Annotated in this window: 11 protein-coding genes; 8 read left to right on the forward strand and 3 right to left on the reverse strand. The window is 71.2% G+C overall.

Going from position 1 to position 12911, the window contains the following annotated elements; genetic code table 11:
* Nucleotides 1–24: 24 nt before the first annotated feature.
* The 4 genes from ACZ4TG_RS24320 to ACZ4TG_RS24335 all read left to right on the forward strand — a co-directional run bounded on the left by ACZ4TG_RS24320 (nucleotide 25) and on the right by ACZ4TG_RS24335 (nucleotide 3816).
* The gene (locus ACZ4TG_RS24320) at nucleotides 25–921 is read left to right on the forward strand and encodes a helix-turn-helix transcriptional regulator (protein ID WP_468166233.1); all 897 of its coding nucleotides are present in this window, start codon (nucleotides 25–27) and stop codon (nucleotides 919–921) included.
* A 52-nt stretch (nucleotides 922–973) separates the two neighbouring features.
* Entirely contained in the window at nucleotides 974–1405 is a 432-nt protein-coding gene (locus ACZ4TG_RS24325) for a hypothetical protein (RefSeq protein ID WP_468166235.1), read from the forward strand.
* A gap of 8 nt (nucleotides 1406–1413) precedes the next feature.
* On the forward strand, nucleotides 1414–3225 hold the full coding sequence (locus ACZ4TG_RS24330; protein WP_468166237.1) for an alpha/beta hydrolase: 1812 nt from the start codon (nucleotides 1414–1416) through the stop codon (nucleotides 3223–3225).
* A gap of 126 nt (nucleotides 3226–3351) precedes the next feature.
* A complete protein-coding gene (locus tag ACZ4TG_RS24335; RefSeq protein WP_468166239.1) occupies nucleotides 3352–3816 on the forward strand; it encodes a hypothetical protein in 465 nt (154 codons plus the stop codon).
* A 198-nt stretch (nucleotides 3817–4014) separates the two neighbouring features.
* Here the strand turns inward: ACZ4TG_RS24335 and ACZ4TG_RS24340 are convergent, their stop codons facing one another.
* Entirely contained in the window at nucleotides 4015–4539 is a 525-nt protein-coding gene (locus tag ACZ4TG_RS24340; RefSeq protein WP_468166240.1) for a hypothetical protein, read from the reverse strand.
* A 127-nt stretch (nucleotides 4540–4666) separates the two neighbouring features.
* On the opposite strand from ACZ4TG_RS24340, the gene ACZ4TG_RS24345 reads away from it, so the two are divergent.
* Entirely contained in the window at nucleotides 4667–5311 is a 645-nt protein-coding gene (locus ACZ4TG_RS24345) for a hypothetical protein (RefSeq protein WP_468166242.1), read from the forward strand.
* Between the two features lie 118 nt (nucleotides 5312–5429).
* Here the strand turns inward: ACZ4TG_RS24345 and ACZ4TG_RS24350 are convergent, their stop codons facing one another.
* Nucleotides 5430–6185 carry an ASCH domain-containing protein gene (locus tag ACZ4TG_RS24350; RefSeq protein WP_468166244.1) on the reverse strand — a complete coding sequence of 252 codons (756 nt, stop codon included), beginning with the start codon at nucleotides 6183–6185 and terminating at the stop codon, nucleotides 5430–5432.
* Between the two features lie 315 nt (nucleotides 6186–6500).
* Nucleotides 6501–7031 (reverse strand): NUDIX hydrolase, encoded by a 531-nt coding sequence (locus ACZ4TG_RS24355; RefSeq protein WP_468166246.1) that lies wholly within the window; start codon nucleotides 7029–7031, stop codon nucleotides 6501–6503.
* Between the two features lie 194 nt (nucleotides 7032–7225).
* Between ACZ4TG_RS24355 and ACZ4TG_RS24360 the strand changes: the two genes are divergently transcribed.
* The 3 genes from ACZ4TG_RS24360 (at nucleotide 7226) to ACZ4TG_RS24370 (ending at nucleotide 12870) form a co-directional block, all read left to right on the forward strand.
* On the forward strand, nucleotides 7226–8491 hold the full coding sequence (locus ACZ4TG_RS24360) for an MFS transporter (RefSeq protein WP_468166248.1): 1266 nt from the start codon (nucleotides 7226–7228) through the stop codon (nucleotides 8489–8491).
* Nucleotides 8492–8552: 61 nt separating this feature from the next.
* Entirely contained in the window at nucleotides 8553–9161 is a 609-nt protein-coding gene (locus tag ACZ4TG_RS24365; protein ID WP_468166250.1) for a C39 family peptidase, read from the forward strand.
* A 703-nt stretch (nucleotides 9162–9864) separates the two neighbouring features.
* Nucleotides 9865–12870: an AfsR/SARP family transcriptional regulator gene (locus ACZ4TG_RS24370; protein WP_468166820.1), complete on the forward strand. Its 3006-nt coding sequence runs from the start codon at nucleotides 9865–9867 to the stop codon at nucleotides 12868–12870.
* Nucleotides 12871–12911: the final 41 nt, after the last annotated feature.

Below are 12911 nucleotides of genomic sequence, written 5' to 3' on the forward strand. Positions count from 1 at the left end.
CGCGCCCGCCCGTAGGCTGCGTGCGTGACCGTCAACGACCTCGGAGACTTCCTGCGCGCACACCGCGCGCGCCTGCGGCCCGACGACGTCGGACTTGCCTCCCACGGCCGGCGCCGGGTGGCAGGACTGCGGCGGGAGGAGGTGGCCGTCCTGGCCGGCATGAACTCGGACTACTACGCCCGCCTGGAACAGGGCCGTGAACGCAGCCCCTCACCCCAGGTCCTCGAATCGCTCGGCCGGACCCTGCGCATGGACGACGAGGCGCGCGGCCACCTGTACCGCCTGGCGAACGCGGTGCCGGAGGACCACGCGGCGCAGCCGGACGAAACGGCCGCCCCGATGCTGCGTCAGCTGCTGGACGGCTACGCGCACACGCCGGCGTTCGTCCTCAACCCCGCCCTGGACGTCCTGGCGGCGAACCCGCTGGCCGACGCCCTATTCTCCCCGTTCGAGCAGGCGGACAACCTGGCCCGCATGACCTTCCTCGACCCGGCGGCCGCAAGCTTCTACGCCCAGTGGCACAGGGCGGCCGAGGCGGTCGTCGCCGCCCTCCACCGGGCCACCGGCCTGGACCCGCACTACCCCCGCCTGCGCGAACTGGTCCGCACCCTCACCGCGGCGAGCGGGGAATTCGCCGCCCTGCGCTCCTCGCACAGCGTCTACGCAAAGACCAGCGGCACCAAACACTTCGTCCACCCCGACGTCGGACCCCTCGCCCTGACCTACCAGTCCTTCGACGTGCGCGGGGCCCACGGCCAGGAACTCGTGATCTACCACGCCGAACCGGACAGCCCCACCGCGCAGGCCCTCACCCTCCTCGGCTCCCTCCACGCCCCGCGGCCACGCGGACACGGAAGGGCGGGACCTCCCCGCCCGACGGGGGAGGGCGGGGAGGTCCACCCGATGGGATTCCGGAGCTAGCCTTGCGTAGGGTTGCTACTGGGAATGATGTGACAAGTGTGAGGGGGAACGCGTGGGTTCGTTCGAGGACGAGTGGGCTCGCCTCAAGGGCGGCCCTTCGGGTGCGCCCGACATGCGGCTGGCGGGCGCCGGGGACGGTGGCGGCGAAGAGGACATCAAGACCAGCAAATCCGCGTGGACGGCGGCGGGCACCGCGGTCGGAGGCCTCGCCGGCGACGTGAAGAAGGCGCTGAGCTCCCTCGAAACCGGCCAGGAAGGCCTCGCGGCCGGCGGCGGGGTGGAGACCGCGGGGGCGCAGTCCGAGGTGTACCAGAGCTGGAAGACGTACCTGGACAGCCTGTCCGGTCGGTGCACCGCCCTGCAGGGAAGGCTGCAGCGCGCGGGGAACGACCTGCTCCTCACCGACGAGTACCTCAAGGGCCTCTTCACGGAGCTGGGCAAGCAGTACCAGGACACGCCCGCCGCCGGTGGCCAGGGGAAGTGACCTGAGCCATGGACATCAAAGCACTGAAGACGCTCAAGCTGAACGAGTTCGAGGAAGCGGCGACCGGGTACCGCTCGGCCAGTGACGCGGCCAGCCAGGCGAAGGACGCGCTGGAGCAGCGGATCACCGCCCAGATGCAGAAGTCGCTCAAGGGGGTGGCGGTCGACGCCGCGGTCATCGAACTGCGCGAGGTGGCGAAGGACTTCCACTACGTCCAGGTCGAGTGCGGTCTGGTGGGCACGGCCCTGAACGCCTTCGCGGCCGACGTCCGCCCGGCGCAGAAGAAGCTGGAGCGGGCGCTGTCGGAGGCGGCCGAGCACAAGTTCACGGTGGGCGACGACGGGTCGGTGTCCTATCCGGCCGCGGGGGAGAACCCGGGCGGGTCCCCGCCGAAGCCCGGTTCGGCGAGCGGCACCATGTCCGAGCAGGCCCGCGCCCTCCAGCGGCAGGCGGGCAACTTCGACCCGAACCCGAACTACGCGATAGCCCAGGACATCGCCAACCGCATCGCGGAGGCCGTGAAGGAGGCCGGCGACGCGGACCAGAAGTGGGCGCCGCAGCTGCGCAAGCTCAAGGCGGACGACGACCTGGTCGTCTCCGACGGGGACTGGGCGGACGTCGACAAGGACGCGGAGGGCGTGCGCGGCGCGGGCCAGCACTACCTGGACTCCCTCCCGCAGCCCCCGAAGGACGGCAGCCCCCAGGCCAACGCGGACTGGTGGAAGGGGCTGGACGCCGAACAGCAGGCGGCCTGGCTCTCGCTGCGGCCGGACACCGTCGGCGGACTCGACGGCCTGCCCGCCACGGCGCGGGACGAGGCCAACCGCGCCGTCTTCGACGAGAAGCGGGGTACCTACCAGATGACGCTGAACGGCATCCCGAAGCCGCCCGCCAACGAGTGGACGTGGATCACCGCCGGCATGTACCCCTCCAAGGTGCACACCGACGAGTGGATGGCGTGGGACAAGAAGTACGGTGACCAGTACCGGCACCTCACGTCCTCCCTCAAGGGGATGGAGAGCATCCAGAAGCGCTTCGACGCGACGGGACAGAACAAGTTGCCCGAGGCGTACCTGCTCGGTTTCAGCCCGGAGGGCAACGGCCGCGCGATCGTCGCCAACGGAAACCCGGACACGGCCGCGCACCAGGCCGTCTACGTGCCGGGCACGACCGCGAACCTGGAGAAGATCGGCGGGGACATCGGGCGCATGGAGAGCGTCTGGCGCTCGGCCACCGACGCGGCGGACGGCAAGCCGGTCTCCACGATCACCTGGCTCGGCTACGACGCCCCGCAGGACATCGTCAAGGACTCGCCGTTCAGCCACTACGCCAATGACGGGGCCCCGGCCTTCAACCGGTTCATGGACGGCCTCGACGCGTCGCACACCGGCGACTCGGACCCGCACCGCACCGCGATCGGACACTCGTACGGTACGACCCTCATCGGGTCGGCGGCCCGACAGGGCACCCTGAACGCGGACGACGTCATCACCGCGGGCAGCCCCGGTGTCCAGGTTCCCAAGGCGGAACAGATGGACGTGCCCAAGGGACACGTCTGGAACCAGGAGGCCGACGGGGACCCGGTGCCCGACATCGGTCGCTTCGGCCACGGCGGCACCGACTGGGACGGTCCCTGGCGGATCCCCAGCGACGAGGTGTTCGGGGCCAATCAGATGACCACCGGCAGCAACGTCTCCGGCCACAGCGAATACTGGAAGGAGGGGTCGGAGAGCCTGCGGAACCAGGGTTTCATCGTGGCGGGCCGCAGCGACGAGGTGACCTTGAAGCCGCCGCCGCAGCACTGGGAGCACATGAGGTAGAGGTAACAGCCGTAAGCAGCCCTTCCCTGGCCCGAACGACGATTGAGACCCACTGACTTGAAGATCAGACCGGGCGCTCCGGCGCTCTTCCTGTCCCTCGCCCTCATCACCCTCACTGGATGCAGCATGAATGACTCCGCAGGCTCGGACGAAATCCCCGTCGTGGGCACCAGCACCTCGCGCGATGCCGCCGACGCGGTGGAGAAGGTGTCGAGCGGGCTCTACGACCTGATCGGAGTCAAGGGGAAGGCGTCCGATACCCGTTCCGGCGTCACGGAATGCGGGGGCAGGGACCCGGCCAAGTACTTCCAGGTCTTCCACCCGTGGAGCTTCTACCCCGACTCTGCCGACCAGCTCGACGAGGCGATGGAGCGGCTCAAGGCCGAACTCCCCAAGCACGGCTGGAAGATCGTCCGGTACGAGCCCGACACGAGCAAGTCCAAGAACCTCAACCTCACCGCCGACAACAGCGAGAAGAAGTACAGCGTCAGCATCGTCCAGATGAAGAAGAACGACCCGCCGAAGCTGAGCCTGACCGTCGTCTCCGGCTGCTACCAGGCCCCGGACGGCAAGGAAGTCGACAGGTTCTGACCCCGAGGGTCCTCGCACCGCGGCCGGGCTCGCCGGAGCCCGGCCGCCGGCGGGTCATGGCCATGACCCGGGGCCGGACGGGCGGGCTCCGTCTTTGGGCATCGCGCTGCGTCCCACTGGTCCCCCCATGCTCGGCGTCCTCGGACGGCCACACACTATCGGCGGCCCTGCCCGGTCTCCCGGGCGCAGGGCACCTCCTCAGCAGCCCGGGCCGACCGGTGGAGACGATGTCAGGGCGAGCGCGGCGGTCCGCAGCTCGGCCGCCCACGTCCGCTGGTCGAGCCCCAACGTGTACGTGATGCAGCACCCGCATTGCGGGATCAGCGAGACGAACGACCGCTCCTCCGCCGTTTCGGCCTGCGTCTCCCACCAGTCGTCCGTCGCCAGGTCGGCGGGGGCGATCTCCCCGTCGAGGAGCCTCGCCGCCAGCCGGCGCAGAGCGTGGCGCCGCGCCAGGCCCCGATCGGGCAACGCGACCCCGGACTCGGAGAGTGCCTGCTCGAACGCATCGCGGATGTCGCGGGTATCCGCGGTGCGCGGCAGGCCGGCGAGCTCGCACAGCGTCGGGGTGTCCACCCCGGCCGCGAGCGCCTCGGCGGCGATCATCGGCAGATCCTCCGGGAGGATCTCGTCCGCCTGATAGCGGCACGCCACCTCACCCAGAGACGTGAAGCCGCGCCGGGCCCGGGCATCCGGTTCCGGTGTCGTTCCCGCTGTTCCCATGGCTCCTACGATGCCAGCCCCCCGGCACCGACCGGACACGGCCTGATATCAAGATCCGAACTCGCCCCCACGGCGTGGCAGTTGATGGTTGCATGGACCCTCCATCGTCGCGGTGAAGGAGTCGAGAATGAGTGGAATGGCGCCCACGGATCCGGGTGGAGGACCTCCCGCGTCGACGGATCCCGGCAGGGGCCGGTCGAGTCGTGCCGGGGAGCTCGCCGCCCTGATCTCCGCGGCCACCGGCGTCGTCGGCCTGCTGCTGGGCTTCTTCGGACTTCCGACCTTCGTGAACTCGCCCACGGCCCGCGCCGTACAGCCCACGGTCACGGCGACCGTCACCGTGACCGCCGCCGCCCCGTCGAGCGGTTCCGCGGGGCAGGCGCCCAGTGCGGCGCCCTCCACGGGCCAAGGCACCCCGGTGACCAAGACCAACATACAGATGACGGACGGCTACGCGATCCTGCTCTCGGACGACTCCCTCACCCCGAAGAAGGGGGTCAAGGAGGGGCTGGGGTACAGCTACAACTGGGGGCTGATGTCCGACGGCGGAGGCGAACAGCTGTCCAGGCTGGACCCCGGTCAAGCCGGCTCTCTCGACGTGTGCCGCGCCGAGACCCGCCTCAGCGACAAGATCGACGAGGAGAAGCTGACCAAGGGGACCCAGATCTGCGTCCGCAAGAGCGGACACGTGGCGCTCGCCACCATCCAGGCGGCGCCGCAGCAACGCGACGGAAGCCACTACATCACCCTGGACCTGACCGTCTGGCCGTAGGAGCCCCTCTCATCGGACGAGCCGAGCAGTCCTGGGCTGTCGAGGATCACCGTCGCGGCGGACCCTCGCAGCGCGGGCGGCTCAGAAGCTGGATGTCGTCGTTTGGCGCATCCGTGGTTTAAGTGGCGCCCGTCTTGTCGTTGATCTGGAAGGTGATGACGTCGACTTCGTCGGTTCCCGCCAGATCCGGGTAGTGGCCCTTGAGGCCTTCCCGGAGTTCGGCTGCGGTCGTCAGCCCCTCGGCTTGGGCGTCCTGGTCGGTGAGGTCGCTGACCAGGCAGTGCCTGATGCCGGTCACCTCTGCCGACAGGACGACTTCGGGGTCGCTCTCGAACACCAGCCGTGCCGGCCCGAGCTGGGCCGGGTCACGGAAGCGGGTGGTCTTGGTCTTGGCGCCGGAGCGGACGACTTCGAGGTAGCGGGGGTTGAACCGAATGATCGGGGGACCGGCCGTCTCGGGGTCTTGGCAGAGCGATGGGTCGAGACCGTTCATGCCCGCCTCCGGGGTCCATCGCTGAGCCAGCGGCATCAGCTCGGCGGCGAGGACGGACCTGAGCCCCGCGGGCGTGGGCACGATGACGCGCATGGTCGGGTAGTAGTCCACGAAGACCTGCCGATCGCGCCCGCACGGGCCGATGACCCCGCGTCCGTGGTTTCCCATGGCGACGATGCAGCGCATCTGGCGGGCGCCCTGGGCTCGCGCGGCCGCCAGAGCCACGAGTTCGGCGCAGGGTCCGCCGGTGAAGTGGTAGAGGTTCACGCCGGCGAACATCCGGTAGTCGGCGGCCATGACCGCGGCGCCCACCGTGTGGATCCCGTCTTCGTCGGGCCCGGCGTCGGTATGCGCGTCTATGGTGCGGCGTGCCAGATCCACGAGCTCACGCTCGTCATCATCGAGAGCTCGGGCAGATGACGGGACGTACACCTTTTTGACCTTCCCTTCCGTCAGCAGTCGCCCAAGATCATTCCACGCCATGCAGGTGGACTCCACAGGGTTTCGACCTACCTTGGCCGGACCCCTGTGGCGGTCCCGTGGGCAGGGATGGAGCGCCCCGGCTGAGGCTGCGCGGTCCGCCACCCGCTACGACGCCGGGAACCCCCGCGGGAGCCCTGGGCATGGACCGCTCAGGTCACCCTCGCCACCGGAACCGAATCTGCCCTGCCGGACTCCGAAGGTTGAATCGCAAGCTCAGGCCTTCAGGTCCAGCAGGAGCGCCATCACCCCGACCAGGGTCGCGCTGCTGACGATCTCCCGTCGGGTGATCATGCCGGGGAGGTCGGCCAGCGGGATCCACTCCAGCCGGTCCGACTCGTTGCGTTCCGTGGGCTCACCGACGCGCCGCGCCCCCTCCGCGCGGAACACGAAGTGCCGGGAGTCGGTGATACCGGCCGCCGGCTCCGCGTAGATCAGCTCCCGCATGGCCTCCGGACGCCACCCGGTCTCTTCCTCCAGCTCCCGGGCGCCTGCCGCCTCGGGGCTCTCGCCGTCCTCGACCAGGCCCATGGGCAGCTCCCAGGCCCAGGTGTCCGTGACGAAGCGGTGGCGCCACATCATCAGCACCCGCTGCCGCTCGTCCACGGCCGCCGCCACGGCGAGGTCCCGCAGGCGTACGACGTCGTAGGCGATACGGGCGCCGTCCGGCTGCTCCACGTCCAGCGAACGCAGCCGCACCCAGGGGGTGTCGAGAATCGTCCGCTCGCCGTGAACGGTCCATCGCATGTCGTGCCTGCTCTCGGTCGGGGCAACGGGTCCGGCACCCGTAGCCTCGCAGCCTGCGCGGCATTCCGTGAAACCTGTCGCGGAGGGGGTCACCGCCGGCCGACCGGTTGTTTTGACCCGCGGGTGTGCCGCGCGCTTAGATCTTGCCGGTCGGCCTTCGGCTGTCCGGACGAGAGAACGAGGGTGTGCCGATCATGGTGGCTGGGCGGTCGCTGGGTCGGCAGTTCGGGTGGCTCTGGGCGGCGTACGCGATCAGTACGCTCGGCACGTGGCTCGCCTTCGACGCGTTCCCCTTGATTGCGATCCTCGTACTGCACGCCGGGACGGCCGAGGTGTCGGCGCTGGCGGCCGCGGGGCTGGCGATCGGCGTGGTGGTGGCGCTGCCGCTCGGCCCGTGGGTGGAGTTCCGCCGCAAGAGGCCGGTGATGGTCGCGATGGACCTGGTCCGGTTCGCGGCGCTGATGACCGTGCCCGTCGCGTACGCGCTCGGCCGGCTGAGCTTCACCCAGCTCCTGGTCGTGTCGGTCGTCGTCGGCGCGGCCGACATCGCCTTCACGGCGGCCAGCGGCGCATGCCTCAAGGCGCTCGTGCGGCCTGAGGACCTGCTCGTGGCCAACGGACGGTTCGAGTCCACGACCTGGACCGCCACCATGCTCGGACCCCCGCTCGGCGGGGCCGCGATCGGACTGTTCGGCCCGGTGATGACCGTGGCGGCCAACGCGGTGAGCTTCCTGCTCTCGGCGATGGGGATCCGCGCGATCGGCGGGCGCGAGCCGCACCCCGCGCCCGCCAAAGCACCGCCACGGCTGCGGGTCGGCGACCTGTTCGAAGGATGGCGGTACATCCTGAGCGACTCCGCGCTGCGCCCGCTGTTCCTCAACACGGTCCTGGTCAGCGGCCTGGTCATGGCGACCGTGCCGGTGCTCGCCGTCCTCATGCTCGGCCGCCTCGGCTTCGCGCCCTGGCAGTACGGCCTCGCCTTCGCCGTACCCTGCGTCGGCGGCCTGATCGGCTCACGGCTGGCCCCCCGGCTCGTCGCGCGGTTCGGGCGCCACCGGGTCATGCTCACCGCCGGGGCGCTGCGGGCGTGCTGGTCGCTCGGGCTGGCCTTCGTCGGCCCGGGCACGGCCGGGCTCGTGCTCGTCATGGCCGTGGAGCTCGGGCTGATCACCTGCATGGGCGTGTTCAACCCGGTGTTCGCCACGTACCGCCTCGAGCGGACCCCGGCGGACCGCGTCGCCCGCACCCTGTCCGCGTGGTCGGTCACCAGCAAGTCCACCATCGCCGCGCTGACCGCCCTGTGGGGCCTGCTGGCCGGCGTCACCAGCCCCCGCATCGCGATCGCCATCGCCGGTCTCCTCCTCATGGCGACCCCGCTCCTGCTTCCGCGACGGGACCGCACGCCGCAGCAGGAGCGGGAGGAGGCCCGCGACCACACCCCGAAGTCGGACCGCGGCTGATACGCCCGTCCGTCCGCATCCCGTCCGATCAGCCGGTCCGCCCACCGGAAGGAACCCGCCCGTGCCCGTCCCGCAGTTCCCCACCATCACGCAGTACGCCAGCCCGGACCTGATCACCGCGTTCATCTACGAGGGCCGCGACTGCGGGGACGATCCCCGCTGGGCCGAGACCGGCGCCCCCGACCTCGACACGTACCGCCGGTGGTGCGGCCACATGTGCGGCATCGCCTGCCTGCGCATGGCGCTCCTCGCCCGCGGCGGCGACGCGCCCACCATGTTCGAGCTGCTCGACGGAGCCCGGAAGTACGGGGCCTACACCGAAGACCCCGACACCGGAGAGATCCACGGCCTGATCTACGCCCCGTTCGCCCGGTACGTCGCAGACGTCCACACCCTGGCCCCGGAGGTGCACCCGCGTCTGACGGTGCCCGGACTCCTCGCCCTGCTCGACGCCGGGCGGCTCGTGATGGCCTCCGTGCACAAGGAGATCCGCCGCCCCGAGAACCCCGCCCCCGGCCAGGGCGGGCACCTCGTGCTCGTCACCGGCCGCCGAGGCGACACGGTGCACTTCCGCAACCCGTCCGGCCACACCGGTCAGGCCCGCACCGCGAGCCTGGCCGTGGCCGGGTTCGCCGAGTTCTTCGCCGGCCGAGGGGTGTCGCTGGCCTGACACCGCCGGGCGCCGCTCCGGCCGCCACCGGGCCGTTGCGGGCGTGGGGGGCTGGACCTCAACCGAGGCGGTCATCCCCTGTGATGCCGGTTTGGAGGGGTGTCATGGCGATTTGAGTTTATTCCGAGGCGGAATTGTGGCTTCCGTCACAGCGTGGTGCGCGTGGGGATGGTGAGGTGAGGGGTGATCAGCCGGTCGCCCGGACAACCTTCTGACCAGAGGGTTCGCGCACCGGCAGCATGTTCTTGAACGGGGGTTGTCGTGCAGCGCAGGGGGATCATGCGGGAGGTCGGCGGTTCAGGGGACCACGTCACGGCGGATCGCCTTGACGGCATGAGACACCTCGACGCCGTGTAGCGCTGCACAGGGCTGTTCGCCTGCGGTCCGGCGGGACGCCCGCCGGGCTCGGCGGGGGTGACCTGCCGAGGGCCCGCCGAGGCGCCGACCGTCCTGCCCGGCCCGGCACCTGTCGCTCCGTGGACCCGTTTCGCGCCCGGGCCCGGAGCCGGTGCCCCCACTGCCGCCGCCACCTTCACCGGCCTACCCGGTCCCGGAAGGTGTGCGGCGGCAACGAATGCTCCCCGAGAACGGCCGGTGCGCCGACCCGTGTGGTCCGGCGCCGGTGAGTTCCTGCAACACCGTGCCAGAGGAATGACCCTTGCGTTCGTTATCGTTCAAACTGTTGGGGCCGCTCACGGTGGAAGTGGACGGCGATCCCGTCCCCCTCGGTGGGCCCCGGCAGCGTACTGTCCTGGCGACCCTGCTGCTGTCGCCGGGAACCCCCGTGCCCGTGGACGTCCTGATCGAAACGGTGTGGGACGGTGCGCCGCCCGCCACCGCCCGCAACCAGATCGCGGTGTGCATCAACTCGCTCCGGCGGATCTTCCGTGACGCGGCCGGTGACGACCGGCTCATCGTGACCGGCCACCGCAGCTACGCTCTCGTTCCCGGGCAGCACGGGGTCGACGTCCGCGTGCTCGACGAGCTGGTTTCCGGAGCCCGGAAACTGGCGAGAGCCGATGAGTACACCGAGGCGGCCGAGTGCTTCCGGCAGGCGCTGGCGCTGTGGAACGGCACGGCACTCGAAGGGCTGTCCGGCGGCTGCCTGGACGCCGCGCGGGCCCGGCTCACGGAACTGTGGCTCGACGTGAGCGAAGAACACGCCGGCCTCCTGCTCCGGCTGGGGCAGCACCGGCCGGTGGTGGCCCAGATGACCACCGTGGTGGAGAAGTGGCCGCTGCGGGAACAGGCGCGGTTCCACCTGATGGCCGCCCTGCGCAGATCCGGCCGCAGGGCGAGCGCGCTGGAGGTCTACCGGTCCGGACGCAGGATCTTCATCGAGGAGATCGGCGCGGAGCCCGGCCCCGCGCTCCAGGAACTGCACCAGTCCATACTGCGGGACCTGGCCGCGGCCGAGCCCGCCGAACGCGGCGCCCCGTCACCCTCTCAGGCGACCTCCCCCGCGGCAGCCGCGCTCCCCGCCCAACTCCCGGCGCCCGCAGCCGCCTTCACCGGTCGCACCGCGGAGGTCGCGCGGCTCGACCGGCTGCTCGACGCCGCGAAGGGCGACGTGCCCCTGGCCGTCGCGGCGATCTCGGGTACCAGCGGGGTGGGCAAGACGGCGCTGGCCGTGTACTGGAGCAACCGCGTCGCCGGCAACTTCCCCGACGGGCAGCTCTTCGTCGACATGCGCGGCCACGACGGCCACGAGCCTCCGCTCACGCCGATGCGGGCGCTGGACCGCTGCCTGCGGGCCCTGGGCGTTCCCAGCGAGGACATCCCCGACGACCTGGACGGGCGCTCCGCGCTGTACCGCAGCGTGCTCGACGGAAAGAGGGTGCTGGTCCTGCTGGACAACGTCCGCTCGGTGTCCCAGGTCCTCCCGCTCATCCCGGGGGAGGGCCTGTCCTGCGTCGTGATCACCGGCCGCGATTCCTTCGACCGCCTGGCGGGCGACTACGCGACGATGAAGCTCGCCCTCCAGCCGCTCGATCCCGAACACTCCGGCCGGATGCTGGCCGCTGTCGCCGGACGCGCGTACACCGAGGCACATCCGGACCACGCGGCGCGGCTGGTGGAGCTGTGCGGCGGGCTGCCGCTCGCCCTGCGCATCGTCGGTGCCTCTCTGATCACCAAACCCTTCGGCTCCGTCGAGCTGGTGGTCAGGCGCCTGGAGGACAGGCGCCGCCGGCTGGACGTGCTCAGCCCCCACGAGGGCGGGGTGCGCGGCGGGATCTGGAACAGCTACCGGGAGCTTCCGGCCGAGGCGGCACGGCTGTTCCGCCTGCTGGGGCTGCTGCCCGTGGAGGACTTCGCCGCCTGGGTGGGCGCCGCCCTGCTGGACGTGAGCCCGGAGCGTGCCGAGGATCTGCTGGAACGGCTGGTGGAGGCACAGCTGCTGGACGTCAGGCCGGGCGCGTCCGGGATGCCGCCGCGCTTCGGCCTCCACAGCCTGCTGCGTCTGTTCGCATGGGAACGCGGCATGGCCGAGGAGCACCCGGAGGAACGACAGGCCGTGCTGGGGCGGGCCTTCAGGGCATGGCTCACCCTGGCCGACCGTGCGCACGAGCAGCTGCGCGGCCCGGGCCATGTCGCGGCGCTCCGGACGTGGGCGGGGAAGAAGCAGCCCCTGTGGCTCACGGCCGAGGAGCCCTGGTCCGATCCGATGGCGTGGTTCGAGTCCGAGCGGCAGGCCACGGCGGACCTGATCGGCCACTGGCGGGACGCGAACCAGCAGGGGCATCCCTGGGAACTGGTGGTCCGCATGGTGCCGTTGTTCGAAACGCACAGCCACCTGGACGCATGGCGGGCCGTCGCCGACACCGCGCTGGAGGCCGCCCGTGCGACCGGTGACACCGAAGGCGTCGGGGCGATGCTGAGCTCCCTGGGCACGCTGGAGATCTACCAGCGCAACTATCCGCAGGCCCGGTCCCTGCTCCTGGAAGCGAAGTCCGTGCTGGAGGGCGGCGGGAACGCCCGTACGCGGGCCACCGTGCTGCGCAACCTCGCGCTGTGCGCCCGGTTCTCCGGTGAACTCGACGAGGCAGGCCTGCTGTGCCGTCAGGCGATCGACTGCTTCCAACAGGACGGTGACCACACGGGGCGCTCCCATGCGATCGGGCTGCTGGCCCAGATCGAACTGGAGCGGGGCGAGAACACGCTGGGCATCGCGCTGATCAGGGAGGCCATCACCGCCGGCCGGGGCAGCAGCTCGCTGCGCGTCGAGGCCCAGAACCTCTATCGGCTCGCGGAGGCGCTGCTGCGGGAGGGGGAGGCCCACGAGGCCGAGCAGACCGGCCACGACGTGGTCGTGCTCTCCCGGGCCGAGGCCGACCGCCTCGGGGAGGCACACGGGTTGCGCGTGTGCGGGGAAGCCCAGTGGCGCCAGCAGCGGACGGACCGGGCCCAGGCGTCGTTGGACCAGGCCTTCCGGGCGGCCGTAGAGGTAGGCGATACGTTTCTGCAAGCCCGCGTCCACCTCGATCTGGCCTGCGCCGCAGCACTGCGGCAGGCCCCCGCGGAGGCGCGCGCGTACGCCGAGTCCGCCCTTTCCCGGCTCCGGGGCCTGGCCAGCCCCCACTGGGAGCAGCGCGCCGAGCGGCTCTACCGGTTCCTGGGCTGGATCAAACCGGACACCCCCGTCTCGCCGGCCGAGCTCGTAGGACTGCTCGACGGCTCGGCCGCGCCCGACGGCCGCGCCACCCCCTGACGACGGGCGGGCGGCACGGCGCGTCGGGCCGGGGCCGGCGC

It is taken from the genome of Streptomyces sp. NPDC028314 (genome assembly GCF_055565795.1).

What these genes read in the sequence shown, in the direction of transcription:
- ACZ4TG_RS24335 (WP_468166239.1), top strand. Translation starts at nt 3,352, where the DNA reads ATGAATGACTCCGCAGGCTCGGACGAAATCCCCGTCGTGGGCACCAGC.
- ACZ4TG_RS24330 (WP_468166237.1), top strand. Translation starts at nt 1,414, where the DNA reads ATGGACATCAAAGCACTGAAGACGCTCAAGCTGAACGAGTTCGAGGAA.
- ACZ4TG_RS24340 (WP_468166240.1), bottom strand. Translation starts at nt 4,539, where the DNA reads ATGGGAACAGCGGGAACGACACCGGAACCGGATGCCCGGGCCCGGCGC.
- ACZ4TG_RS24355 (WP_468166246.1), bottom strand. Translation starts at nt 7,031, where the DNA reads ATGCGATGGACCGTTCACGGCGAGCGGACGATTCTCGACACCCCCTGG.
- ACZ4TG_RS24360 (WP_468166248.1), top strand. Translation starts at nt 7,226, where the DNA reads ATGGTGGCTGGGCGGTCGCTGGGTCGGCAGTTCGGGTGGCTCTGGGCG.
- ACZ4TG_RS24345 (WP_468166242.1), top strand. Translation starts at nt 4,667, where the DNA reads ATGAGTGGAATGGCGCCCACGGATCCGGGTGGAGGACCTCCCGCGTCG.